The 23,360-nt window shown below is 73.6% G+C and carries 19 protein-coding genes; 11 read left to right on the top strand and 8 right to left on the bottom strand.

Translation table 11 applies throughout. The features are described 5' to 3' along the window. Positions 1-219 precede the first annotated feature (219 nt). Positions 220-1,704 carry a Do family serine endopeptidase gene (locus WMF29_RS31710; RefSeq protein WP_437323869.1) on the top strand — a complete coding sequence of 495 codons (1,485 nt, stop codon included), beginning with the start codon at positions 220-222 and terminating at the stop codon, positions 1,702-1,704. Between the two features lie 72 nt (positions 1,705-1,776). On the opposite strand, the gene WMF29_RS31705 is transcribed toward WMF29_RS31710, so the two are convergent. Continuing rightward, entirely contained in the window at positions 1,777-3,006 is a 1,230-nt protein-coding gene (locus tag WMF29_RS31705; RefSeq protein WP_437323868.1) for a lysylphosphatidylglycerol synthase transmembrane domain-containing protein, read from the bottom strand. A gap of 329 nt (positions 3,007-3,335) precedes the next feature. Between WMF29_RS31705 and WMF29_RS31700 the strand changes: the two genes are divergently transcribed. Both WMF29_RS31700 and WMF29_RS31695 read left to right on the top strand, forming a co-directional pair. Then, complete coding sequence (locus tag WMF29_RS31700) at positions 3,336-4,460, top strand: 6-phosphofructokinase (RefSeq protein ID WP_437323867.1); 1,125 nt, start codon at positions 3,336-3,338, stop codon at positions 4,458-4,460. 230 nt (positions 4,461-4,690) lie between these two features. Continuing rightward, positions 4,691-7,957 (top strand): response regulator, encoded by a 3,267-nt coding sequence (locus WMF29_RS31695; RefSeq protein WP_437323866.1) that lies wholly within the window; start codon positions 4,691-4,693, stop codon positions 7,955-7,957. 33 nt (positions 7,958-7,990) lie between these two features. Here WMF29_RS31695 and WMF29_RS31690 read toward each other — a convergent pair whose 3' ends face one another. Both WMF29_RS31690 and WMF29_RS31685 read right to left on the bottom strand, forming a co-directional pair. Further along, on the bottom strand, positions 7,991-8,467 hold the full coding sequence (locus WMF29_RS31690; RefSeq protein WP_437323865.1) for a cytidine deaminase: 477 nt from the start codon (positions 8,465-8,467) through the stop codon (positions 7,991-7,993). Beyond that, positions 8,464-9,315, bottom strand: a complete 852-nt coding sequence (locus WMF29_RS31685; protein WP_437323864.1) for a purine-nucleoside phosphorylase — start codon at positions 9,313-9,315, stop codon at positions 8,464-8,466. Before WMF29_RS31685 ends, WMF29_RS31690 begins: the two co-directional genes overlap by 4 nt. A 58-nt stretch (positions 9,316-9,373) precedes the next feature. Between WMF29_RS31685 and WMF29_RS31680 the strand changes: the two genes are divergently transcribed. The 3 genes from WMF29_RS31680 (at position 9,374) to WMF29_RS31670 (ending at position 12,353) form a co-directional block, all read left to right on the top strand. Then, complete coding sequence (locus WMF29_RS31680) at positions 9,374-9,811, top strand: hypothetical protein (RefSeq protein ID WP_437323863.1); 438 nt, start codon at positions 9,374-9,376, stop codon at positions 9,809-9,811. Positions 9,812-10,146: 335 nt separating this feature from the next. Further along, a complete protein-coding gene (locus WMF29_RS31675) occupies positions 10,147-11,082 on the top strand; it encodes an RNA polymerase sigma factor (RefSeq protein ID WP_437323862.1) in 936 nt (311 codons plus the stop codon). Then, a complete protein-coding gene (locus WMF29_RS31670) occupies positions 11,079-12,353 on the top strand; it encodes a FecR domain-containing protein (protein WP_437323861.1) in 1,275 nt (424 codons plus the stop codon). Before WMF29_RS31675 ends, WMF29_RS31670 begins: the two co-directional genes overlap by 4 nt. Positions 12,354-12,505: 152 nt before the next feature. On the opposite strand, the gene WMF29_RS31665 is transcribed toward WMF29_RS31670, so the two are convergent. Next, positions 12,506-12,811 carry a PilZ domain-containing protein gene (locus tag WMF29_RS31665; RefSeq protein WP_272094789.1) on the bottom strand — a complete coding sequence of 102 codons (306 nt, stop codon included), beginning with the start codon at positions 12,809-12,811 and terminating at the stop codon, positions 12,506-12,508. Positions 12,812-13,097: 286 nt separating this feature from the next. Here WMF29_RS31665 and WMF29_RS31660 point away from each other — a divergent pair, with 286 nt between their 5' ends. Continuing rightward, positions 13,098-14,078, top strand: a complete 981-nt coding sequence (locus tag WMF29_RS31660) for a hypothetical protein (protein WP_437323860.1) — start codon at positions 13,098-13,100, stop codon at positions 14,076-14,078. Between the two features lie 62 nt (positions 14,079-14,140). On the opposite strand, the gene WMF29_RS31655 is transcribed toward WMF29_RS31660, so the two are convergent. From WMF29_RS31655 to WMF29_RS31645, 3 genes are all read right to left on the bottom strand, one after another. Further along, complete coding sequence (locus WMF29_RS31655) at positions 14,141-14,704, bottom strand: hemerythrin domain-containing protein (RefSeq protein ID WP_437323859.1); 564 nt, start codon at positions 14,702-14,704, stop codon at positions 14,141-14,143. Positions 14,705-14,879: 175 nt separating this feature from the next. Continuing rightward, positions 14,880-17,123, bottom strand: a complete 2,244-nt coding sequence (locus WMF29_RS31650) for a hypothetical protein (protein WP_437323858.1) — start codon at positions 17,121-17,123, stop codon at positions 14,880-14,882. Positions 17,124-17,187: 64 nt separating this feature from the next. Then, positions 17,188-17,592, bottom strand: coding sequence for a PilZ domain-containing protein (locus WMF29_RS31645; protein WP_437323857.1), 405 nt, complete (start codon positions 17,590-17,592; stop codon positions 17,188-17,190). Positions 17,593-17,641: 49 nt separating this feature from the next. Here WMF29_RS31645 and WMF29_RS31640 point away from each other — a divergent pair, with 49 nt between their 5' ends. The 3 genes from WMF29_RS31640 (at position 17,642) to WMF29_RS31630 (ending at position 21,499) form a co-directional block, all read left to right on the top strand. Continuing rightward, positions 17,642-19,399, top strand: coding sequence for a class I adenylate-forming enzyme family protein (locus WMF29_RS31640; protein WP_437323856.1), 1,758 nt, complete (start codon positions 17,642-17,644; stop codon positions 19,397-19,399). Between the two features lie 52 nt (positions 19,400-19,451). Beyond that, positions 19,452-20,552 carry a molecular chaperone DnaJ gene (gene dnaJ, locus WMF29_RS31635; RefSeq protein WP_437323855.1) on the top strand — a complete coding sequence of 367 codons (1,101 nt, stop codon included), beginning with the start codon at positions 19,452-19,454 and terminating at the stop codon, positions 20,550-20,552. Between the two features lie 80 nt (positions 20,553-20,632). Then, complete coding sequence (locus WMF29_RS31630; RefSeq protein ID WP_437323854.1) at positions 20,633-21,499, top strand: pyruvate, water dikinase regulatory protein; 867 nt, start codon at positions 20,633-20,635, stop codon at positions 21,497-21,499. A gap of 21 nt (positions 21,500-21,520) precedes the next feature. Here the strand turns inward: WMF29_RS31630 and larE are convergent, their stop codons facing one another. Then, positions 21,521-22,381 (bottom strand): ATP-dependent sacrificial sulfur transferase LarE, encoded by an 861-nt coding sequence (larE, locus tag WMF29_RS31625; protein ID WP_437323853.1) that lies wholly within the window; start codon positions 22,379-22,381, stop codon positions 21,521-21,523. Between the two features lie 103 nt (positions 22,382-22,484). Here larE and WMF29_RS31620 point away from each other — a divergent pair, with 103 nt between their 5' ends. Then, positions 22,485-23,309, top strand: coding sequence for an OmpA family protein (locus tag WMF29_RS31620; RefSeq protein WP_437323852.1), 825 nt, complete (start codon positions 22,485-22,487; stop codon positions 23,307-23,309). The last annotated feature ends 51 nt before the right edge of the window (positions 23,310-23,360 follow it).

Raw genomic sequence — 23,360 nt, 5'->3', positions numbered from 1 at the left:
TCAAATCTCGACGGACACCGCCGTCCGGCTGCGTGCCGCCATGGTCCGGCTGCGTGCCGCCATGGACGGGCAGTCAGGCGCGGGGCCCGCTCGCCAGGACCGAGGCGAGCGCCCTTGTCAGCCGAGGCTGCGGCGTTATTGGTGCGGCGGAATGAACGCAGTCGCTCCCATGTTCGTCGATGGCAGGACGGGACCTTTCGACTGCCTGACGGAGATTTCATGATTCAAGCGGTTTCCTATCGTTCGCGCGCTTCGGCCCTCGCCTTGCTCATGGCAGCGGGGCTGGCCCTCGGCGGCTGCGGTCAACAGGCCCACGCCGCGCCGCCTTCCACCCAGGCCGCTGCCTCGCCGCAGGCCGCGGCGCCGCCGGTGGCGACCGTGACGCTCCCGCCGGCGACGGCGCCGGTGCCGGCCACCTTCGATGTCGCCGCCCTGTCAGAGCGGGTCAAGCCGATGGTCGTCAACATCACGACGACGCATGAGGTCCAGGGACCCGAAGGGCTCGACCCCTTCCAGTTCTTCTTCGGTCCGCAAGGCGGCGGCCGGCTCAACCCGCGGGGCCAGCAGCCGACCCAGACGGCGCTCGGTACCGGCTTCATCATCGATCCGAGCGGCTACGTCGTGACGAACGAGCACGTCATCCACGACGCGTCCGGCGTCCGCGTGCGGCTCGCCGACGAGCGGGAGTTCGATGCCGAGGTCGTCGGCCGCGATCCCAAGCTCGATCTCGCGCTCCTCCGCCTGAAGGGCGCGAGCGGCCTGCCTGTGGCGCCGCTCGGGGCGAGCGAGCAGCTGCGGGTCGGCGAGCATGTGCTCGCGGTCGGCAACCCCTTCGGGCTCGGCCACACGGTCACGCTCGGCATCGTCAGCGCGAAGGCGCGCGCGATCGGCGCGGGGCCGTACGACGACTTCATCCAGACCGACGCGTCGATCAACCCGGGCAACAGCGGCGGCCCGCTGTTCAACTGGCGGGGCGAGGTCGTGGGCATCAACACCGCGATCCGGGCGGGCGCGAACGGGATCGGCTTCGCGATCCCGATCGACGCGCTGAAGGACGTGCTCCCGCAGCTCCGTGAGAAGGGCTTCGTCGAGCGCGGCAAGCTCGGCCTCCTGTTCCAGCCCGTCACGCGCGATCTTGCCAGCGCGCTCCACCTGGACGGGCCTCGGGGCGCGCTCGTCGCCGAGGTCGAGCCGGGCGGCGCGGCCGCGCGCGCCGGCATCAAGCCGGGCGACGTGATCGTGAACGTGAACGGCGTCCCCATCAACCACGCCGAGGAGCTGCGGCGCAACGTGGCGCGCAACGCGCCCGGCGCCGAGATCGCGGTGACGCTGGTGCGCGCCCAGAAGCAGCAACAGGTCACGGCCAAGCTGGACGCGCTGCAAGACGAGGAGGGCGACGCGGCGGGCCGTGAGCGGCCGAGCCAGGGCGCCCGGCCCGAGCGCCAGCTGAGCGCCGAGAAGCTCGGCATCCAGGTCTCCGAGGCCCCGGGCGGCGGGGTGCGGGTCGACGGGTTCGCCTCGGGCAGCAAGGTCCAGGAGATCGAGGTGGGCGACGTGATCCTCGAGGTGAACGGCGCCCCCGTGAAGGATGTCGCCGGCCTCCGCGCGGCCATCGGCAAGCTCAAGGACGGGTCGGTCGCCCTCCTCAAGGTGCGGCGCGGGAAGCTCGTCCAGTTCGCGGCCGTGCCGATCCCCGCGCGCTGATCCTGCGCCGGGCGTGGCTGGCGCGGCTGGCGTGAGCCGGCCTGCGCCAGCCGCGCCAACCCCGTTCTCGCGTCACCCCACGCCTCGCTGCCGGTCGGCGGCGTCCTCGCCATCCAGCGGCGCCCTCCCGGCGCGCGCCGCCTCCGCGAGCGCGCGCTTCTCTGCCTCCGTCTGCTTCACGCGCTCCTCGAGCACGTCGGTGCCGAGGTAGCGGAAGACGTAGACCCCCCCGACGAACATGCAGAGGAACAGGGTGAGCACCCGCCAGAGGACGACGTACGGCACCACGAACGCGCCGTGGACCCAGGGCGACATGAGCGCGTTCGAGCCGAGCTCGGCGACGCCGCTCGCGCCGGGCGTGGGGGTCATGTAGAGCGCGAAGTTGAGCAGCGTCTGGATCAGGACGACCTGCACGATCGGCGGGCCTACCGCGACGAACGTCGAGGGCGAGGTCGGAATGCCGAGCCCGAGCAGGATGAAGTAGGCGACGGCGAACCGCGAGCAGAAGAAGCCGAACGTGAGCAGCAGCGCGGCGGCGTAGGCGCGCTTGCCGCGGCGCATGTAGATGCGGAAGCCCTGGTGGAACTCGTCCACGCTCAGCAGCAGGCGCGCGGTCGTGGCGCCGGGGGCGGCGAGCGCGGCCTCGGCGCGGGCCCGCAGCCGGGGCACGCGCCGGGCGCCCAGCAGGACGGCGCGCAGGAGCTTCCCGAGCGGCACCGACAGCGCGCGGACGATCCCCTTGAGGAGGGGCGGGTACGCGGCCGCGGCGATCAGCGCGACGAGGGCCGAGCCGAACATCGCGACGGTGAAGATGAGCAGCCACTCGATCTGCGGGCCCGCCTGCACGACCAGCATCCCGCCCTGCTGCAGCGCGAAGATGACGAGAGCGGACAGGAGGAAGAAGGTGATCGTGCACGAGGCGGTGAGGAGCTCGGCCGTGGCCACGTCGACGAGCCGCATGCCGCCGTGCACGAGCACGGCGGCCTGCGACGGCGCCGCGCCGGCCTGCCCGGGGGTCACCCCGGCGCAGAACATCAGCACGAACTCCGAGGTCACCGCGGTGCGGAGGCGGAGCTCGGGCCAGAGGACGCGCCCGAGGCTCCAGATCCTGAGGCCTCCGAACACGCCCTCTTGCAGCGCCAGCACGGCGCCGACGAGCAGCCAGCCCGGGCGCACGTGCGCGAACGCGGCGGTGAGGCTCGCCTGCTTGTCGTGGATCTCGTTGTAGAGGACGTAAGCGAACGACGCGAGCGTCAGCGTGACGATGAGCTGGATGCCTCGGATCAGGGTGGCGCGGTTCATACAGGGGCACGCAGCCGGGGTGATCGCATGCGCACGCCCCCTATACCCTGTCGCCGGCGCTCGCGACCGTCATGCCTGCGCTCCTCCAGGTCGACATCCCTCCCGCGGCGGACCCGACCACACGACGCACGCGCGCGCCGGGTGCGAAGGCCGCTTCGCGCAGGCACTCCCTCCCTCGCCGCGCTCCCTGGGCTCCTCCAGCGCGCCGCGTTCGCCGCCGTCCTCCGTCGTCGCGCCGCCGCATCGTTGCGCGCATCCGTGCCTTTCGAGGCCAGGCCGAGGAGATGTCTATTGCGTATCCGGGGGCGGCTCGCGATGCTGCGAGCGTCATGGCGGGACGAAAGATCGCTATCAGTACCGGCGGAGGCGACGCGCCGGGGCTCAACGCTGTGATCCGCGCGGCCACGCTCGGCGCGCTCGAGCGTGGCTGGGAGGTCTGGGGGATCCGGCAGGGGTACCGCGGGCTGCTCGACGACGCTCCGGACGGGCTCATCCGCCTGGATCGCGAGCGGGTCCGGGGCATCGCGCACCTCGGGGGCACCATCCTGGGCACCGCGAACCGCGGCGATCCGTTCCACTACCCGACGCCAGGCGAGCACGGGCTCGTGCCCCGGGATCGGTCCGAGGATCTCGTGCGGCGGTTCCGCGCGGAGGGGTTCGACGCGCTCATCTCGGTGGGCGGCGACGGCTCCATGCGGATCGCGCACCAGCTGCTCCAGCGCGGGCTGCCCCTCGTCATCGGCGTACCGAAGACGATCGACAACGACGTCTGCTGCACGGACCTCACGTTCGGCTTCGACACGGCGGTCTCCATCGCGACCGAGGCGCTCGACCGGCTCCACACCACGACCGAGGCGCACGAGCGGATCATGGTCGTGGAGGTGATGGGGCGGCACGCTGGCTGGATCGCGCTCAACGCCGGGATCGCCGGCGGAGCCGACGTCATCTTGATGCCGGAGATCCCGTTCCGGTTCGAGCCGATCGCCGAGAAGATCCGCCTGCGAGAGTCGCGCGGGCGGCGCTTCTCCATCGTCGTGGCGGCCGAGGGGGCGTACGCGCAAGGGGGCGAGCTGATCATCAAGGACGCGGGCGACGCCTTCCGCCGCACCGCCGTGCTCGGGGGCGTGGCCGAGCGCGTGGCGAAGGAGCTCGCGGCCCGCACCGGCAAGGAAGCGCGCTCGATGGTGCTCGGCCACCTCCAGCGAGGCGGCGGACCCACGACGGCGGATCGCTTGCTCGCCCTCCGCTTCGGCGCGGCCGCGGCGCGCTGCCTCGTCGAGGACTGCAGCAGCGGGATGGTGGCGCTGCGAGCGAACCGGATCGAGCTCGTCCCCCTCGAGGAGGTCGCCGGCAAGACGAAGACGGTGCCGCTCGACTCGGACACGGTCGTCACGGCCCGTGAGATGGGCCTGTGCTTCGGAGACGAGGCGCCCGGCCACTTCGTCGCGCCCTGATCGGCGAGCGGGCGGTTCTTCCGCGGTCTTCCCCCCTTCCCGGCAAGGGCCATGTAGGATTGTGCGGTATCGCGCCCGGCCGGGCGATTTCCGCTCGGCGCGCCGTCGACAGGATTGGCAGGCGGACGGCGACCGCGCGACCTGAGCTGCGCCGCCAGCCTCGTGTTTGACACTCGTCGAATGGGGCCGATATCTTGGTTTCCCCTCCGAACCCGCGCACACCCCGGAACATGACGAAAGTCCTCGTATTTGAGAGCGATCCGGCGTTTGCCGGGGAGCTCCGCACGGAATTGGGCCGCCTCGGCTGCACCGTTCAGGTGGTCGACGACGGCAACGTCGGCCTGCAGGCGGCTGCGGCCGAGCGCCCCGACCTCATCCTGCTGTCGATCGAGCTGCCGCGCATGAACGGCTTCTCGGTCTGCAACAAGCTCAAGAAGGACGTGCAGCTCAAGGACGTCCCGCTCGTCATCATGTCGAGCGAGTCGAGCGAAGAGACGTTCGAGCAGCACCGGAAGCTCAGGACGCGCGCGGAGGACTACATTCACAAGCCGATCGCGTTCGGCGAGCTCCTCGAGCACATCCGCAACTATGTCCCGATCGACGGGGACGACGCGGAGGCCGATCCGATCATGATCGACGAGGCCGAGGTGCTCGAGGCCGACATCGACGAGGACTCGGGCGATCCCACGATCATCACGGCCGCCGTGGCCTCGAACGGTACGCCCGCGAGCGTCGCGCCTCCGCCCGCTGCTGCGCCGTCGGTCCCGCCGCCGGTGCCGAGGCCGCCGTCCGCGGCGCCGCCGCCGCCCGCCGCCGCCCCGTCCGTGGTGCCGCCGCCCGCCGCGCCGAGGCCGCCGTCCGCGGCGCCGAGGCCGCCGTCCGCGGCGCCGCCGCCTGCCGCCATACCGTCGGCACCCCCTGTCGCCGCTGCGCAGGAGCGCGCCCGGGCGTCAGCTCCGCCGAGGCCCCCGCAGGGCGCCGCGCCGCGGTCCGACGTCCGCAAGCCGGACGAGGACATCGAGGAGTTCATCGGCGGCGCGTTCACCCGGCTGATCCGCGACGAGGAGGAGGAGCGGACCGACGTCAGGCCCTCGGTCGCGCCGTCGACGCGGACGCTGGCGCCCACGAAGACGCCCGTACCAGCCTCGGCGCCGCCGCCCGTGAGCTCGTCGCCGGTGGCCGCGTACCGGGCGCCGGTCTCCGAGCGCGGGGCCGCGTACCGGGCTCCGGTCTCCGAGCGCGGGGCCGCGTACCGGGCGCCGATCTCCGAGCGCGGGCGGCTGACCCCTGCGCCGCCCGCGCCGCCTCGCTCCGACGCCGACCCGGCCGAGATCGAGCGCCTGCGTGGCGAGCTGGACAGATCCAAGGGCGAGATCGTCCGCCTCACCAAGGAAGTCGCGGCCGCGCGCGCGACCTCGCTCCGCCTCGAGGGCGAGCTCTCCTCGGCGAACGACGGCAGCCAGGAGGCGGCCCGCCTGCGGCGCGAGCTCGACGAGCTCAAGGTGAAGCTCGCGGCCGGCGGCGGCGCCGGCTCCAGGCCCGGCGGCGTGTCGAGCCGCGAGTTCCTGGATCTGCGCGAGGCGCTGAACAAGAAGGACAAGGAGATCCTCGCGCTTCGCGACCAGATGTCGCGCAAGGACAAGGAGCTGCTGGAGCTCCGGGATCAGTCGCTGTCGCTCGAGCGGGAGAAGGCCGATCAGGTCGACAGGATCCTGGAGCTCGAGCGCGCGAGCGAGGACCTCGACGGGCAGGTCGCGTCGCTCCGCGCGGACAAGGAGCTCGCCGCGAAGCGCGCCGACGACTTCAAGGCGCGCGCGGAGAAGCTGCAGGGGCAGATCGCCGCCCGCGACGCGGATCTCTCGGCGGCCCGGCAGGCGCTGATGGACGCGGAGGCGGCGCACACGGAGGCGCTGCGCGCGGCGGCGGACGAGAAGGCGCAAGCGATCGCCGCCGTCGAGGCCTCGGCGCAGCGCGAGCTCGAGGAGAGCGCGCAGGCGGAGCGCGAGCGCTTCGAGCAGGCGGCCGCGGGGCACCGGGCGGAGATCGAGCGGCTCAACGCCGAGCACGCCGCCCGGCGCGAGCAGCAGGCTGCCGAGCATCGCGCCGCCACCGAGAAGCTGACCGGCGAGCACGCCGCCGCCACCGAGAAGCTGGCCGGCGAGCACGCCGCGGCGCTGGACCGCCTCCGGGCCGAGCATGCGGCGGCGGCGGAGGGGGCGAAGAGCGAGCACGCCGCTGCCATGGAGGGGCTGCGCTCCGAGCACGCCGGGGCGCTCGACGCGTCGAGGCGCGAGCACGAGGCCGCCGTCGAGGCGCTGCGGCGCGAGCACGAAGCCGCGACGGAGCGGCGCGACCGGGAGCACGCCGCCGCGCTGGACACGGCGCGCAGCGAGCACGCCGCTGCGCTGGACACGGCGCGCAGCGAGCACGCCGCTGCGCTGGAGCGCGCGCAGGCGGAGCACGCCGCCGCGCTCCAGGGGGTCCGCGCCGAGCACGCCGCCGCGCTCGAGAAGCAGCAGGCTGGGCACGCGTCCGAGCTGGAGTCGCTGCGGGGCGAGCACGCGTCCGCGCTGGAGTCGCTGCGTGGCGAGCACGCGTCCGCGCTGGAGTCGCTGCGTGGCGAGCACGCGAGCGCCGTCGAGGCGCTCCGGAGCGAGCACGCGGACGAGATCGGACGGCGGGATCGCGAGCACGCGAGCGCGCTGCAACGCCTCCAGACCGAGCACGCGCGCGCCCTCGAGGGGCAGGCCGAGGAGCACGCGCGGGCGATCGCTCAGCAGACGGAGGAGCACGCGCGGGCGCTCGCGGCCGCGCGAGAGAGCTTCGCAGCGCAGCTCGCGGCGCGGGAGCGCGAGCTCATCGAGGAGCGCGAGCAGGCCGTCCGCGACGCCGAGCAGGCCCACGCGAAGCGTGTGGCCGAGCTCGAGGAGCGCGCCGCCGAGCGGCAGGCGCAGCTCGAGGCCGCGCACGCGCAGGCGCTCGCCGACACGCGCGCGGCGCACCAGGCCGAGACCGCCGAGCGGGAGGCCGCCTGGGCGGCGCAGCGGAGCGAGCTGGACGAGGTCGCCCGCGGGCTCTCCACCGAGCTCGGGCAAGCGCGCAGCCAGATCGCGAACCTCGAGGCCCGGACGCAGGAGCTCGATCAGCAGCTGGAGCAGCGCGCGGGCGAGCTCTCCGCGGCCGCCGCGGAGCGCGAGCGCTTGCAGGGCGAGCTCGCCGAGCGGGCGCAATCCATCGAGGCGCTCCAGGGCCGGCTCGCCGAGGCCGATCGGCGCGGGAGCGAGCTCGGCGCTCAGCTCTCGCAGCGGACCGAGGAGCGCGACACCCTGCGGGCGCACGGCGAGCAGCTCACCGAGCAGCTCGCCGTCGAGCGCGCCCGCCTGCAGAAGGCACGCTCGAAGTGGGGCGAGGACCGCGTCTCGCTCGAGCGCGCGCGGGAGGCGCTCGCCTCGGCGCTGTCGCAGATCGATCAAGCCGAGGCGCTCTCGATCGAGTGAGCCCTCGGCGCTCCTGGAGGGCGCTCGGGGCGATCAGCGCGAGAGCGCGGCCGCCCCGAACGCCTCGGGGAGCAGCGCCGACAGCGAGGTGGTCCGCGCCGGCACGCCGTCGGCCTCGGCGGCGATGAGGCGGATCGGGAGATCCACCGCGAACTCCGCGAGGGTTTGCCGGCACATGCCGCACGGGCTCCCGAGCACGGGCCCGCTGGTGGCGACGGTGAGCGCGATCGGATCGCGCTCGCCGGCCGCGACCATCTGCACGATGGCGGAGCGCTCTGCGCAGATGGTGAGCCCGTACGAGGCGTTCTCGACGTTGCAGCCGGTGAACACGCGGCCGGATCGCACGACGATCGCCGCGCCCACCCGGTAACTGGAGTACGGCGCGTGCGCCCGCGTCCGGACGGCGAGGGCGGCCCGGTCGAGCGCGTCCCAGTCGATCGCCTGCGCCGCCTCGGTGGAGGCGGGCGCGTCGCTGGCGTCGTGGCGTGCGTCGTGCGGAGCGCGGCTCACGACGCCGAGCTCCCGGCCGCGACGTCGGCGCCTACGCGGCGGACCCACGCCGAGAGCAGCGCCGTGAACCGGGCGCGCGCCTCCCGGGCCGTCTCCTCGACCTCCTTGTGGTCGAGCTCGCGCTTGGTCAGCCCCGCGGCGAGGTTCGTGACGCACGAGATGGCCGCGGCCGGCACGCCCATGTGCCTGAGCGCGATGATCTCCGGGACCGTGCTCATCCCGACCGCATCGGCCCCGAGCGTGCGCAGCATCCGGATCTCGGCGGGCGTCTCGTACGTCGGCCCGAGCAGCGCGGCGTAGACCCCCTCGCGCAGGGCGACGCCCGCGTCGTCCGCCGCCGCCCTGGCGAGCTCGATCAGCCGCGGATCGTGCGCGTAGGTCATGTCGGGGAAGCGCTTGCCGAGCGCCTCGTCGTTCGGCCCGACCAGCGGGTTTGCTCCCATCAGGTTCAGGTGATCGGTGAGCAGCATCAGGTCGCCGGCGGCGAACCCCAGGTTGATGCCGCCGGCCGCGTTGGTCAGCAGCACGGCGCGACAGCCGAGCCGGGCGAGCACCCGCACGCCGAACACCACCTTCGCCAGCGGGTGCCCCTCGTAGAGGTGCGCGCGCCCCTGCAGGCAGGCGACCGGTACGTCCCCGACGCGGCCGGCGCAGAGGAAGCCGGGGTGCCCGGCGACGGCCGGCCGGGGCATGCCGGGGATGTCCGCGTAGGGCACCTTCACGAGCTCGGCGAGCTCGTCGCCCCAGCCGCCGAGCCCTGATCCCAGCACCACACCGACGCGCGGAGGCACTGGAATTCGTTCACGAATGACGCGCGCGGCTTCGTCGAGCTCAGGCAGGAGGGTCACCCCGACAAGCTACCCCAGGGCCGCGCGAAGCGTAAACGTCGCAGCGTAAACGTCGCAGATGCACGGCGGCGCCGCGCGTGATAGGGTCGCCGCCCTTTCGGGGCAAGTGACGACGATGGGTACCAAGATCGAAGATTTCTTGAAGGAAAAGAAGATCGACCCCCGCCGCATCATCGCGGCGTCGGCGAAGATCGAGCGGCTGCAGCCGGAGGATCGGGCGATTCGCCTGACCAAGCGGCTGGCGCGTGGCAGCGAGGACGCCGCCAAGAAGAAGGAGGCGGCCGGGACCAAGAAGCCGCGCAGCGGTCGTCCCGTGACCGACCGCACGCTGAGCGCCGCGCTGCAGGGCAAGCCGATCAGCGGCCCCGCGAAGACGCGCGTGCTTCGCGCGGTCAACCGGCTCCTCGAGCAGAAGAAGCAGGAGAAGGTCGAGCTGTCGGCGCTCTTCGACCTGCCGAAGAAGGGCGGCGCGGCGGGGGCCGAGGCCGCGGGCTGAAGCCGACGGGGACGACCCGGACGGCGCCGTGATCTCTCGACTCACCCGGCTGGAGCGCTCGTTGGCCTGAGGCCGGCGCGGGCTCCAGCCGGGCTTTTTTGTCAGGGGCTGAAGGCGCTCGCTACACGCGATCGCGGCGGCGGGAGCCGAGATCGAGCAGGTCGGCGGCGACGAGGGCCACGGTCAGCGATACGGCGATGAAGATCATGCGCCGGAAGGTCGCGCCAATGTGGCTCAAGGAACAACTTTTCTGCGTTCGGCGTAACCGCCGCCCCTGGGGGAGCGACCGTGCGGCGCCATGAATGATCCGGCGGCTCGGCGCATCAGAGCCCTCCGTGCATACCGTGGCGATCGAGACGGGGGCGCTGTGGGTGCACCTCTCGCGGTCGTTCTTCCCTGGTGACACCGCTGCGCCGGACGGCCGTGGCGACGACCTGCCCGAGTGCGCTGCCAGAGACGCCCACGCGGCGCTCGACGTCGCGTTCGCGGGCGGTGACCGCGCTCCGGCGCTCGTCGTCTCTCCGTCGAGCTCCATGAGCGCCGAGGGGGCGGGTAGGCTTCCGCAGGTGACCGAGCCCGACGACGGGGGCGAGTGGATCCGCCGCTTCCAGAGCGGTGACCCGACGGCGTTCGCGGAGATCTTCCGCCGCTACCGCCGCGACGTCGCGCGGCTCGTCTTCAGGATGCTCGGGCCGACCGCCGACGTCGAGGACGTCATCCAGGAGGTGTTCATCCAGGTGCACCGGAGCCTGGGCGACTTCCGGGGGCAATCGAAGTTCACGACGTGGCTCCACCGGGTGACGGTCAATGCCGTGCTGATGGCGCGGCGCGCTGCCCGCTGCCGGCCTGTGTTCGTGGGCGAGCTCGGCGTCGATATCGAGGTGGACCGCGGCATGCTCCCGGACGAGGACGCCGCGCGCGCTCGCAGGATCGACGCCTTTCGGCGGGTGCTGGAGCGCCTGCCCGAGAAGAAGCGGGTCGTCTACGTCCTGCACGAGCTCGAGGGGATCCCGCCGACCGAGATCGCCGAGATCGTCGGCGCGCCGGTCCTGACGGTGCGGACGCGCCTGTTCTATGCGCGCCGCGAGATCGAGGCGATGATGCGCGCCGAGCCCGCGCTCGCCCAGCTCGCCGCCGAGCTGGCCGAGGGCGGCGCGGACAAGACGGACGGCGCTGCTCCGGCAGCGGCGCGCACGCGCGTTTCCGTGGGGGGCGCCGCCGTGGGATATACCGCGGCGGATCCATCGGCTGTCGACGCGGAGGACGCATGAGCGGCGCAAAGCACTACGATCGGGCACGCGAGCACATGGAGCGGTTGCTCCGCGCCGAGGAGCCGCCCGAGCCGCGCTGGGAGACCATCGAGCGCGAGCTGTTCGCGCGGATCGAGCGGGCCGCTCCTGTCCACCGCGCCGCGCCGCCGCGGCGCTCGCCGCTCGGGCGCGCGCTCGGGTTCGCGGCGGCGGCGGCGGCCATCGCGTTCGCGGTCCTCGCGGCCGGGCGCTCCGCCCCGCCCGTCACGGCGACGTCGGCGCCGCCGCGCGCCCGCGATCTCGCCGAGGTCCCCGCGGCAGCCGGCGGCGACCTGGCGTCCGGCGACCTGGACTTCCGCGCCCTCCGGCCTGGCGACTCCATCGAGACCGCTGACCACGCGGTCTCCTTCGTCGACGTCGGCTCGGTGCGCTGGACGCTCCTGCCGGACAGCCGCGCCGTCGTGCGCGCCGTGGGCGCGGCGGGGGTCGGCCACGTGATCTCGCTCGAGCGGGGCTCGGTGCGCGCCGACGTCGTCACGCGCGCGCCCGAGGAGGGGCTCGTCGAGGCGTTCGCCGTCGAGGTGGACGGCACCCGCGTCGCGGTGCACGGCACGCTCTTCACCGTGACCCGGCTGGAGGGCCGCGTGGAGGTCGACGTGGAGCACGGCACCGTCGCGGTCGGCCCCGCGGCGTACCGCGGCGCCACCACCGCGCACCTCCTCGTCGGCCCGTCGCGCGGCACCTTCTCGCTCGACGGCGGCCGCGAGGCGCGCCTCCTCGATCGCCCCGCGCCGCAGGACGGCGCCGCCGAGGTCGCGCCGCCGGAGCCGGCGCCTGCACCTGCTCCGCCCCAGCCGGCCATCGGCGCGCGTCCGCCGGGCGGAGCCGCTCTGGCCCCGGCGGTCGTGGCTCGCGCGGAGGAGCCCGCCGCCCCGTCGGTCGCCGAGCCGAATGAGCCGCTATCGCCGCTGACGACCGAGCCCGCGCCTGCCCTCGCGCCGCCGGTCCCGGAGGCGCAGGAAGCACCTAGCCCGCCGGCGCTCACGCCGGCCTCCGTGCAGTCGCTGCTCTCGATCTGCTTCGCGCGGGAGAGCGCGGGCAGCAGGTCCTCGGTCCGCCGCTCGATCGTCTCGACGCTGCACGTCTCCGTGCGCCCCGACGGCAGCGTCGCCGCCCTGCGCTTCAACCCGCCGCTCCGCCCGGCGCTGCAGTCCTGCGCCGAGGGCCTCTACCGAGGTCGCTTCGCCGGAGGCTCGAGGCAGCTCGACATCCCCCTGACCATCGACGACTGAGCGGCGGCCACCCGCTTCGGATACGGGCCCATCTCGACGTTTTCGGTGCTCGGCGCACTCGAGTGCGCCTGCGCGCCGAAAACGCCGATCTGGGCCCGTCTCCTGTGCGGGTGACCGCCGCTCTAGAGCGAGCCTAGCTCTAGACGGCCGCTCTAGAGCGAGCCTAAGAGCTGGGTGAGCGCGTAGGTTTCTCTCGCGCCCATCACGCCGAACTGCACTCCCATCCCCTCGGGGGTGGTCCACCGCACAACCGACGGGATCACGGCGGCCTGCTTCAGTCCTTGCAGGGACAGCAGCACCTCGACGGTCGCGCCGAAGGGAGCCGGCGAGCTCGTCTCGATGAACATCCCGCCCAGGCTTAGGTCGCGGCATATCGCGTCGACGCGCGGGCCGTCGCCGATCCGGAACGCGATCGAGAGCTCGATTTGCTTGCGCGGGTGCTTCCGGTGATCTCGCACGTTCCTCGCTGGCTAGCTGCGCGGCGCTGAGGCGCGCCGCGTGGGGTATTCTGGAGCGCAGAGGAGACGATCAATGTCGCGAGCCGAGAGCGTCGCTGTCAAGCGCCGGGAGCCGCGCTCGAGTTCTTCTTCGAGTCGCTCGAGTCGCTCGAGTCGCTCGAGTCGCTCGAGTCGCCCGAGCAACAGCGGCAGCGGCAGCACCCCCGCGGTCGCGTCGTCCACGAGGGCCGACGCGGGGGCGCGCCGCGGCTGGAAGCGGCACCTCGAGGGCTGGGAGCCGGGGCTCGTGGCCGTGTTCATCGCGGGCTCCGCGGCGGTCCTCGCCGTGCCGCGGTCGGTCGAGCCGGCCGAGCTGCCGCTGCCGCTCGCGGACGCGCGAGCCCTCGCGCGCGTGCGAGACGCGGACACCACCCGCGCTCGCGAGGCCGAGGAGCTCGGGCTCGACACCGAGGTGCGCGAGCTCGGCTCCGCCGTCCGCGCGTTCGGGCTCGTGGACGCCGACGCGGATCATACCGAGGCCGAGCTCCTGGCCGCGCGCGCGCGGGTGAGCGGCGCCGTCGGTCCCGCCCTCGCCCAGGGGGACGAGGCGGTGCTCCGGCTGCGCGCCTACCAGCTGAGAGCGTTCGTGCGCGAGGTGCGCCGCTTCGAGGCGACAGGCGAGGCGTCCGACGAGCTGCGCGAGCTCGGCGGCGACTTCGTCGGGCTGCTCCGCCGAAACGCCTGGCTGGAGCAGGGGGCGGCGCAGCGCGGCGGCGGGGAGGGGGCCCGCCGCGTCGCCATGGATGGCGTCGTGCTCGGCGTGCTCTTCAAGAAGCGCTGGAGCGCCATCGTCGGCGTCCAGCGAGAGCCGTTCGCCCCGGCGCTCGACGAGGAGCGCGCGCTGTTCAAGTTCTTGCTCGCGCACCCGACCGTCGCCGCGAGGAGCGCGCAGGCCCTTCCTGCTCCTCCCGACGAGGAGACGGCGGCGCGCCTTGAGCAGGCGGGCGGTTCGGGGCCGCGCGCGCCCGCGGCGGCGCTCCGCGCAGCGGAGGCGCGGCGCGCCGAGGAGCAGTACCGCCTGAAGAAGATCGACGAGATCGCCGCGCTCGACCCCTCCTATCCCAGGCACCTCGCCCGCGGCGTCACCCTCTATCGGCTGGGGAGCTTCATGCAATCGGCGGAGGCGTTCCGCAGCCACCTGGACCAGCACCCCGACGGGGCGTACACGCTTCGAGCGCAGAACTACCTGCGCGCCGCGCTCGAGCGCGCGCGCGAGGAGCAGTTCTAGGAATGGGCTCCTGTCGACCGCGCCGAGCGATCGCGGCCGCGACGCATCCCCCGGGGCCGGTGCTACGGGCCCCTGCGCATCCCGCCCGGGCGGTAGGGTCGCCCGCTGATGCCCTTGGCCGGGTTGCCCTGCCCGCCGCGCCCTCGGCGCGTCTCCATCTCGTTCCAGATCCCCTGCTTGGCCGAGGCCTGCAGGAACCGGCGAGCGGCCGGAAATACCTCCTGCTCCTCGCACTCGACGTGGCGATGGTGCGCGGCGCGCAGGTCCTCGATGAGCTGGGGGATCGTCTCCACGGCCTCGGGGCCGCCGTCTCTGTCGATCGCGGCGCGCAGCGCATCGATCGCGCGCTGTTGCGCCTTGTGCTCCTGCCGGAGGCGCTCGAGGGTCGGCGCGATGGCCTCGAGCACCGCGAGCCGCGGGTACAGCGAGCGCTCCTCGTCCTCGCGATGCCGGCTCATCGACCGCTCGAAGTAGGCCACCACGCTGGAGAGACCCTCGAGCGCGGCGGCGCGCCCGCGCGGATCGCTGAGCGCCCGCGCGGCGCGCGCGAGATCGTTCAGGTTCTCTTCCAGGCTCCGGTGAGCGGCGGTGAGCTTCTCGAGCGGATCGTTCCGGTCATCGGACATTCATCGATGATCGAACGACAAGGCGCACGCGTGGAAGCCCTTTATTTTTCCGCGCGCTGTTGGCGCGCAGCGTCGCGCGCTCCGCGCTGGTCATCCGACCAACTCGCCACCTGACCAGCGGAGACCCCATCGCACATCCGGCGCCGGTCATCCCGCGCGGGATCGCTGGCGCGTTCTACGGAAGGCCCGCGTTGCGGGGCAGATCGAGGTGCAGCACGGGCGCAAGCATCTCGCGCGCGAGGTGCACCTCGAGCAGGTCGATCACGGGGCTCTTCGACACCGCGCGGAGCCGCTCGTCCGCGCCGGCATCCCCCGCCGCCTTCCTCGCCATCGCCGTGTAAAATTGCGCTTCCACCCGCTGCGCCGCGCTCCGGGCGAGCCTGCCGAGATCCGCGTCGTTGAGCCCACCGTTCGCCCAGGCCGCGAGCTTTCCCGTCCAGGACGCGCGGCTCGTCGCGCTGTCCAGCGCGCGGCCCGCCGTGCCGTCGGTCGCGACGCCGAGGGCGCGCTCCAGCAGCAGGACCCAGAGCCCGCCGTAGACGAGATCCTCCTCGTCCACGTTCGCCTCGAGGCCGCGCTTCAGCGCGCGCCGCGCGGCGGGGAGATCGCGCTCCACGAGCGCGCGCCCCACGGCGTCGAGCATCGTGGCGCCGAGCTGCGGCGGCTCGGCCGCCACCAGGGCGAACGCCCGGTCGTACGCCCGGGTCGCGCCCTTCTCGTCGCCATAGCCGTCGAGGATGCGCCCGAGCAGCCGCTCCGTCCGCGCCTTGGCGCCGGGATCCCGGGCGCGCTGCCGGGTGTCGAGCGCGGCGGCGAGCGCCGCGTCGAGCGACTCCTTCGCCCGGTCCTGCGTGCCAGCGTCGCGGTGGAGCTCGAACGCGAGCAGGTGCGCCTGGATGATCTCGAGCGGCGCGCTGCGCGCGTCCGGCGCGCCCAGCGCCCGCCGCACGTCCTCGAGCGCGGCCTGGGGCTCGCCCGACTGCCGCTCGGCCATCGCGAGCAGCGTGAGCCCGTTGACCGTCGGCTCGGCCGCCGTCGCCGCGCGGAGCAGCGGCAGCGCGGCCACGAGGTTGCCGGCGCGCAGCTCGACCGACGCCATGAGGGAGCGGACGCGCGCGCCCGACGGATCGAGCGCGCCGCCGCCGCGCGCCGCCCGATCGGCGAGCACGAGCAGCGGCCCCGCCGCGTTGTAGGTGCGCCGGGCCGCCTCGAAATCGTCGTTCGACGCCTCCTCCGAGAGCGCGCTCAGCACGAGCCCGAGCGCGGCCCCGAGCGCGCCGGGGCTCGGCCGATCGCCGAGCGCGCCGGCGATCACGAGCGGCGTCGCCTCGGACATGCCGAGGCGGATCATCACCTGGGAGAGGAGCGTGGCGCTGTCGTAGTTCAGCGGGTCGCGCCGGTAGGCCTCGAGGGCCGCGCCCCAGATCGCCCCGTCGAGCAGATCCTGCCGCATCCCGGTCTCGGCGTCGCGCTCCTGCGCCTCGTGCTGCGCGAAGGCGGCGGCGAGCGCCTGCCACGAGACCGCGTCGTCGTCGGTGGCGGCGGCCTTGAGCCGCTGGTAGAGGCCCGGCGGGATCACCCGGCGGACGCTCGTGCGGTCGATCTGGTCGATCGCGCCTTTGGCGTCCCCGAAGCGGAGGAACAGCGCCGCCAGGCTCGCGCCGCCCGACTCCAGCGCGCGCGCCGCCTCGACCGCCTCCTCGCGCTCCGGCCTCGCGCCGCCTTGCCGGTACTCGATGTTGAACTCGATCGCCCGATCGATCCACGCCACGGTGGCGGCGGCCGCGCGCTGGATGGACTCCGCGCGGCCGTCGACGAGGGCGCGCGAGACGGCCGCGCGCTGATCCGCGCCGAGCTGCTCGAGCGGCCCGCCGGTGCGCGTCTCCTTCATCCATTGCTCGAGCGCGGCGAGGTGCTCGTCGCTCTCGGCGCGGGCCCGGCTCCCGCTCGGCAGCGCGGCGGAGCGGAGCTCCATGAGGGCCCGCACCCGCCCCTCGTCGCCGCGCGGGCTCAGCCGCTCGATCGCGCCGGCGATGGCGCGCTCGCCCACGGCGTCGATCATCTCGGCGCGCCCCTCGCCTGGACGGACGAGGGAGAGCGCGCCGAGGACGCTGTCGACGGCCCGGTCGGGCTGCCCTGCGTTGAAGCGCCCCGCGGCGTGCGCGAGCTGCCTGCGGACCACGCCGATGAGCAGGCCGGTGCGCTGCGGGCTCTGCTTGCCGTCGCGCACGATCGTGTACAGGCTGGCGGAGAAATCGGCGTCGCGGACCTCGACGGCAGCGACGCGGCCCTCGGCGCCTGGCGGCCCCTTCGCCCCCGGCGAGCCAGAGGCCGCGCAGGCGACGGGAGAGAGCGCGAGGGCGAGCGCGGCGAGACCCCGAGCGAGACGGCGCCGAGGGAACAGGGGCGGCAGCGACATTGCGAGCCAGTGTACACGGGGGAAGCGTGAGCGCATCCCCTCGGGGGCCGCTCCGTCTCCGGCGCTACCGCGGGCCGTCGCCGAGCTTGCGGCCGAGCAGCTTGGAGGCGAGCGTCTCGCCGAGCTCGCTCATCATCAGCTGCTCGACCACCGCCTCGGTGCCGGCGCGCTCCGCGTCGCTCGCGTACTGGAACTCGATCCCCATCCCCGCCGGAGCCGACTCCGTCGCCTCGGCGGACGTGACGATCCACTTCACCCGCCCGCGAAGGCGGAGCGGCTCGGTCAAGTTCCGGATCGAGAGGGCGAACACGAACTCGGTGCCGATCGCGAGCGGGCGATCCGTCCGGATGAACGTCCCGCCTTTCGAGATGTTGCGCGTGTAGTCGGCGAAGAACGTGTTGAGCCGTTTGTACTCTACGCTCAGCTCGATCGCGGCGCGCTGGGCTGAGCGGCGGTCAGCATCCGTCACGGGACCCACCCTACCACGGCGCATGCGGGCCAGAGTAAAGTCGCCGGCCATGGGACTCGGTGGGGTCAGGGCCGCGCTGGCGGCCGGGCGAAGCACGATCGGCGCGACGCTCGCCGCCGGCCGGGCGGTGACGCAGGCGGGGCTCCTCGCCGCGCTGCGTTGGCCGGGGCTCAGGGTGCTCGCGCGCGAGCTCGCGAGGGGCAAGGCGAACCCGTCGCTCCTGTTCCGCTTCCACGCCGAGAACAGCCCGCACCGGATCGCCGTGATCGAGCCGCTGAGCCTCGCAAGCCTGGCGTCCCGCGCGGAGGAGCGAGGCGCGGGGCCGCCGGCCGAGGATCGGGTCTACTCCTTCTTCGCGCTGAACGAGGCCATCGATCGGCTGGGCTGCGCGCTCGACCGGCGCGGCGTCGGCCCTGGCGTCACCGCGCTGCTCGCGCTCAAGAACCGCCCCGAGTTCCTGATGTGCCAGGTCGCGCTGGCCCGCGTCGGCGCGTCCGTGGTGACGGCCTCGTGGCGATCGGCCCCCGCGGAGCTCGCCTACCTCGCCGGCCACTCCGGGGCGCGCCTGCTCCTGTTCGACTCGGACATCGCCGGCGTGATCCGCGAGGCCGCGCCGCGGCTCGAGGGGATCCCGCCCGAGGAGATGATCGCGATCGGCGAGCGCGTCCCGGGCTTCTCGCACCTCGACGACCTCCTCGCCGCGTTCGACGATCTCGCCGCCGAGCGGGGCGCCTCGCCGGATCGGAGCGAGCGCGCCGCGGTGGTGATGTACACGTCCGGCACCACCGGCAAGCCGAAGGGCGCGGTGCGCGGCTTCGGCGGCGGCATCGTCCTGCCGGCGCTCGGGGCCATCGGCGCGACCCCGATGCGCGCGGGGGACGTGCACCTCGCCGTGTGCCCGCTCTACCACCTGACGGCGCTCGGCTTCGTCAACCTGTCGCTCATCGTCGGCGCCACGATCGTGATCCTCCCGGAGTTCCAGCCCGAGCTCTTCCTCGAGGCGATCCAGCGGTACCGCGTGACCACCACCGCGGTCGTCCCGACGATGCTCCACCGCGTCCTCGAGCTCGGCGAGGCGCGGCTCCGCGCCTACGACACGTCGTCGCTCACCGCGATCTTCGTGGGGGGCGCGCCGCTCTCGCCGACGCTCGCGGCGGAGGTGATGGCGGCGTTCGGCGACCGGCTCTTCAACTTCTACGGCGCGACCGAGACGGGCATCGTGACGATCGCGGGCCCCGAGGATCTGCGCGCCTCGCCGGGCACCATCGGGCGCCCCGTCGCCGGCAGCGAGCTGCTGCTCCTGCGCGAGGACGGGACGCCGTGCCGGGACGGCGAGGTGGGCGAGCTTTACGTGAGGAGCTCGTTGCTGGTCTCCGGCTACCACGGGGATCCCGGCGCCACGCGCGAGTCGACGCGCGGCGGCTACTTCTCTGTCGGCGACCTCGCCCGCCGCGACGCGCGCGGCTGCTACCACCTCGAGGGCCGCAAGCGGGACCTCATCATCTCGGGGGGCGAGAACGTGTACCCCGCCGAGGTGGAGTCGGTCCTCCACGAGCACCCGGCGGTCGCCGAGGCCGCCGTGGTGGGCGTCCCGGATCGCGACTTCGGGGAGCGCGTGCGCGCGGTCGTCGCCCTGCGCCCCGGCGCGGCCGCGAGCGAGGGCGACATCAGGGCGCACTGCCGCGCGCGGCTCGCGGGCCCGAAGGTCCCGCGCGAGGTCGTCTTCGTCGGCGCGCTGCCGCGCAACCCGACGGGCAAGGTGATGAAGCGCGAACTCGCCGGGCCTGAAGGGAAATCAGCGGATTAGGCGGCCCGGTAGCCGCTGTCCCGGGAGGGCGATCGATGCTATTTCGCACGTCGTGCGGGATCCGTACGAAGTATTGGGCGTCGAGCGTTCCTCGACGCAGGATGAAATCAAGAGCGCCTTCCGGCGGCTCGCCGGCCAGCACCATCCCGACAAGAACCCGGGGGATCAGGGCGCGCACGTCCGCTTCAAGGAGCTGAACGCGGCCTACCAGATCCTGAGCGATCCGCAGAAGCGCGCTGCGTTCGATCGGTTCGGCCCCGCCGCCGTCGGCGCCTCCGCCGGCTCGGGGGTCCCGGGCGTGCCCTTCGACATGCAGGACCTCAACCTGGACGCCATCTTCGGCGATCTCCTCGGCGCCCTGGGCATCCGGGTCGGCGACCGCGGGACGCTGCAGAAGGAGGTTCGGATCACCTTCGAGGAGGCGGCGTTCGGCTGCGCGAAGGAGATCGCCTACGATCGCGTCGAGCCGTGCGGCGACTGCGCCGGCTCGGGCTCCGCGCCGGGCGCGTCGACCGAGCGCTGCTCGGCGTGCTCGGGCCGCGGCCGCGTCCGGATGCAGCAGGGGATGTTCCCCATCGCGATCGAGCGCCCCTGCGGGCGGTGCCGTGGCACGGGGCGGATCGTGACCGACCCGTGCAGGACGTGCCGCGGCGCCGGCCTCGCTGCGAAGCAGAAGACCATCGAGGTGACGATCCCTCCGGGCGTGGAGAACGGCGCGACCCGGCTCGTGGAGCGCGGCGGCAACGCCGTCCGCTCCGACCGGGGGCCGGGCGATCTGGAGCTCACCATCCGCGTCTCGCCGCACGAGCTCTTCCGCCGCGTCGGCGACGACGTTGTGTGCTCCGTGCCGATCTCGTTCGCGCGCGCGGCGCTCGGCGGCGAGCTGGAGATCCCGACCTTGGAGGGGAAGGGCCGGCTGCGCATCCCCCCGGGCACGCAGCCGGGCGCGGTGCTCCGGATCAAGGGCAAGGGCATACCGCGTCGCGTCGTGGGCGGGCGCGGCGACCAGCTCGTCGAGGTGAGCGTCGAGGTGCCGACGCAGCTCACCGCGCCGCAGCGGGAGCTCATCGCGCAGCTCGCGAAGGAGCTCGGCGAGAACGTGCAGCCTCAGCAGGCCACCTTCATGGAGAAGCTGAAGGGGCTGTTTGGTTGACCTGGCGCGCGGCCGCGCGCGATCCTCCGCGCTGTGCTGAACGCCGAGGCACGAGCCCTGCCTCGAGCGCCTGAGCCGACATGGCGACGGAGGGATGGGACATGGACAAGGCGAAGTTCATCGACGTCCTGAGCGACTCCACCGGAGAGACGGCGGAGAAGGCCGTGCGCGCCGCGCTCCTCCAGTACCCGGACGCGGGGGTGCAGATCCGCCTCCACACCCGGGTGCGCACGCCGGAGGTCGCGCGGCCGGTGCTCGAGCGCGCGGCCCGGGAGGGCGCGCTCGTCGTGTTCACCGTGGTCAGCCCCGAGCTGCGCGAGTTCGTGCATGCGTCCACCGCCGAGCTGAACATCGAGGCGATCGATCTGATCGGCTCGCTCATCGTCCGGCTCGGCACCTTCCTCGACCGGGAGCCGATCAACCTGCCGAGCGCGATGCTCCCGCTGAGCGAGGAGTACTTCCGGCGCATCGAGGCGGTGGAGTTCGCGGTGAAGAGCGACGACGGCAAGGAGCCGCGGAACTTCAGGAGGGCCGACATCGTCCTCGTCGGCGTCTCGCGCACATCGAAGACGCCGCTGTCGACGCTGCTCGCGCAGCGCGGCCTCAAGGTCGCGAACCTGCCCCTGGTGCTCGGCGTCCCGCCGCCGCTCGAGCTGATGGAGGCTCCGCAGGATCGGGTCATCGGCCTGACCATCGGGATCGATCAGCTCTGCGAGATCCGGCAGGCGCGGCTGCGCCAGCTCGGGATGCCCTCCGAGACCAACTACGCGATGCGCGAGCACGTCCGGCAGGAGCTGGACTTCGCGAACCGTCTCTTCGCCGCGCACCCGGAGTGGCCGGTGGTCGACGTCACCCGGCGGGCCATCGAGGAGACGGCGGTGATCATCCTGGAGCACCTGAAGGAGCGCGACGAGCGCGCCAAGGTCGCGCGCTCGTCGCTCGTGTGAGGCCGCGCGGCTCCAGCGGGGTCAGCTCACGATCTTGAGGGCGCGGCCGACGAGGACCTCGTTGTGGCTGCCGGTCCGGTACCCGCCGAGGTCGAGCGTCACGTAACGGAAGCCGTGCCGCTTGCCGGCGGCCACGATCTCGGCGCGCACGGGCGGCTCGGCGGCGCGCGCGAGCTCGCCCGCGTCGAGCTCGATGCGCGCGAGGTCGTCGTGGTAGCGGACGCGGACCTGGCGGAAGCCGAGGCCGCGCAGCGCCGCCTCGAAGCCGCCGATCTGCGCGAGCCGCTCGCGCGTGACGCTGGTCCCGTAAGGGATGCGGCTGGAGAGGCAGGCCGCGGCCGGCTTGTCCCAGATCGGCAGGCCGACGCGCGCCGCGCCGGCGCGCACGTCGGCCTTGCTGAAGCCGAGCTCGACGAGGGGGCTCAGCACGCCCGCCTCCCGCGCCGCCTCCAGCCCGGGGCGGTAGTCGCCGAGGTCGTCGGTGTTGGTGCCGTTCACGATCGCCGCGATCGCCCACTCGGATCGCTTTCGCGCGGCGATCCGGTAGAGCTCGCTCTTGCAGTGGAAGCAGCGATCCGGGTTGTTCGCGATGTAGCGCGGATCGTCGATCTCGGACGACTCGACGAGCCGGTGGTCGGCGCCGATCAGCCGGGCGATCGAGGTGGCCTCTTCCTTCTCGGCCGGCGCGAGGCTCGGGGAGACCGCGGTCATCCCGACGGCCCTCGGGCCGAGCTCCTGGTGCGCGACCGCGAGGACGAAGGCGCTGTCGACCCCGCCGGAGTAGCAGACGAGGACCGAGCCGAGCTCCCGGAGCCGGGCGCGCAGCCCGGCGAGCTTGGGATCGATCGGCGAGCCCTCGGGCGTGGACGACAGCGCGGACATGGCGATCCTCCCTTTACCACAAGCCGCGTTCCGCGCCGGCCGGCCCGGCGTCCGCCAGGTTACTTGCGGTCCGAGCGCCGGTTCTGACACGCTGCAGAGCGAGATGGACCCGAAGAGGAAGCAGGCCGCCCGCACCTCCCTGCCGTTCGCGCTCGCGGCGGCGCTTGCGGCCGCCGCGTTCGCCGGCCAGGGGTGCAGCGACAACCGGCTGCCGCCGCGGGAGCTGCCGCGCGCCGAGGAGCAGCGCGCGCTCCCGCGATGGTACCCGGAGAAGCCCTGGTCGGAGCAGGGCGGGGAGAGCCAGGTCTACATCGAGGGCAAGATCGTCTTCGACACGAACAAGGCGACCATCCGGCCGGGCAGCGAGAAGACGCTGGAGACGCTGCTCCAGTTCATCAAGGAGCACCCCGAGGTGACGCGGCTGCGGATCGAGGGGCACACGGACGCGCAGTCGAGCGAGGAGCTCAACCAGTCGCTCAGCGCGCGGCGCGCCCTCGCGGTCGCCGACTGGCTGGTCGATCACGACGTCGAGAGCGATCGGCTGATCGCGGTGGGCTTCGGCGAGTCGCGCCCGCTCGGGCCGAACGAGATCGCGGCAGGCCGCAGCGAGAACCGGCGGGTCGAGTTCCACGTGGCCGAGGTGAACGGGCGCCCCTTCCTGGGGCAGGACCCGTACAGGGGCGGCCTGGCGCTGGAGGTGCTGAGCCTCGAGCAGCGCAAGCAGCGCGCGGAGCAGGCCGCGCAGCTCAAGGCGCCCCCGCCCCGCAAGGGCTTCGTGGCGACGGGCGACGAGATCAAGCCGGTGCCGGTCAAGCCGCGGGCCACGTCGGAAGCGCAGGAGGGCGAGCCCCCGGCGCCGAGCGCGCCGGCCAAGGAGAGCGCGCCGCCACGCGACGGCGGCGGCGCGGCGCCCGCGGGCGGGGGCTGAGCGACCTCCGGGCGAGGCGCCCGCGGGGGGCTGAGCGACCTCCGGGCGAGG

It is taken from the genome of Sorangium sp. So ce381, from assembly GCF_051473845.1.
GTDB lineage: Bacteria > Myxococcota_A > Polyangia > Polyangiales > Polyangiaceae > Sorangium > Sorangium atrum.
This window is presented reverse-complemented; position numbering and strand designations above follow the sequence as displayed.

What these genes read in the sequence shown, in the direction of transcription:
- WMF29_RS31650 (WP_437323858.1), bottom strand. Translation starts at nt 17,123, where the DNA reads ATGTCGCTGCCGCCCCTGTTCCCTCGGCGCCGTCTCGCTCGGGGTCTC.
- WMF29_RS31655 (WP_437323859.1), bottom strand. Translation starts at nt 14,704, where the DNA reads ATGTCCGATGACCGGAACGATCCGCTCGAGAAGCTCACCGCCGCTCAC.
- WMF29_RS31680 (WP_437323863.1), top strand. Translation starts at nt 9,374, where the DNA reads ATGCACGGCGGCGCCGCGCGTGATAGGGTCGCCGCCCTTTCGGGGCAA.
- WMF29_RS31695 (WP_437323866.1), top strand. Translation starts at nt 4,691, where the DNA reads ATGACGAAAGTCCTCGTATTTGAGAGCGATCCGGCGTTTGCCGGGGAG.
- WMF29_RS31710 (WP_437323869.1), top strand. Translation starts at nt 220, where the DNA reads ATGATTCAAGCGGTTTCCTATCGTTCGCGCGCTTCGGCCCTCGCCTTG.
- WMF29_RS31620 (WP_437323852.1), top strand. Translation starts at nt 22,485, where the DNA reads ATGGACCCGAAGAGGAAGCAGGCCGCCCGCACCTCCCTGCCGTTCGCG.
- WMF29_RS31640 (WP_437323856.1), top strand. Translation starts at nt 17,642, where the DNA reads ATGGGACTCGGTGGGGTCAGGGCCGCGCTGGCGGCCGGGCGAAGCACG.
- WMF29_RS31630 (WP_437323854.1), top strand. Translation starts at nt 20,633, where the DNA reads ATGGCGACGGAGGGATGGGACATGGACAAGGCGAAGTTCATCGACGTC.
- WMF29_RS31670 (WP_437323861.1), top strand. Translation starts at nt 11,079, where the DNA reads ATGAGCGGCGCAAAGCACTACGATCGGGCACGCGAGCACATGGAGCGG.
- larE (WP_437323853.1), bottom strand. Translation starts at nt 22,381, where the DNA reads ATGTCCGCGCTGTCGTCCACGCCCGAGGGCTCGCCGATCGATCCCAAG.
- WMF29_RS31700 (WP_437323867.1), top strand. Translation starts at nt 3,336, where the DNA reads ATGGCGGGACGAAAGATCGCTATCAGTACCGGCGGAGGCGACGCGCCG.
- WMF29_RS31705 (WP_437323868.1), bottom strand. Translation starts at nt 3,006, where the DNA reads ATGAACCGCGCCACCCTGATCCGAGGCATCCAGCTCATCGTCACGCTG.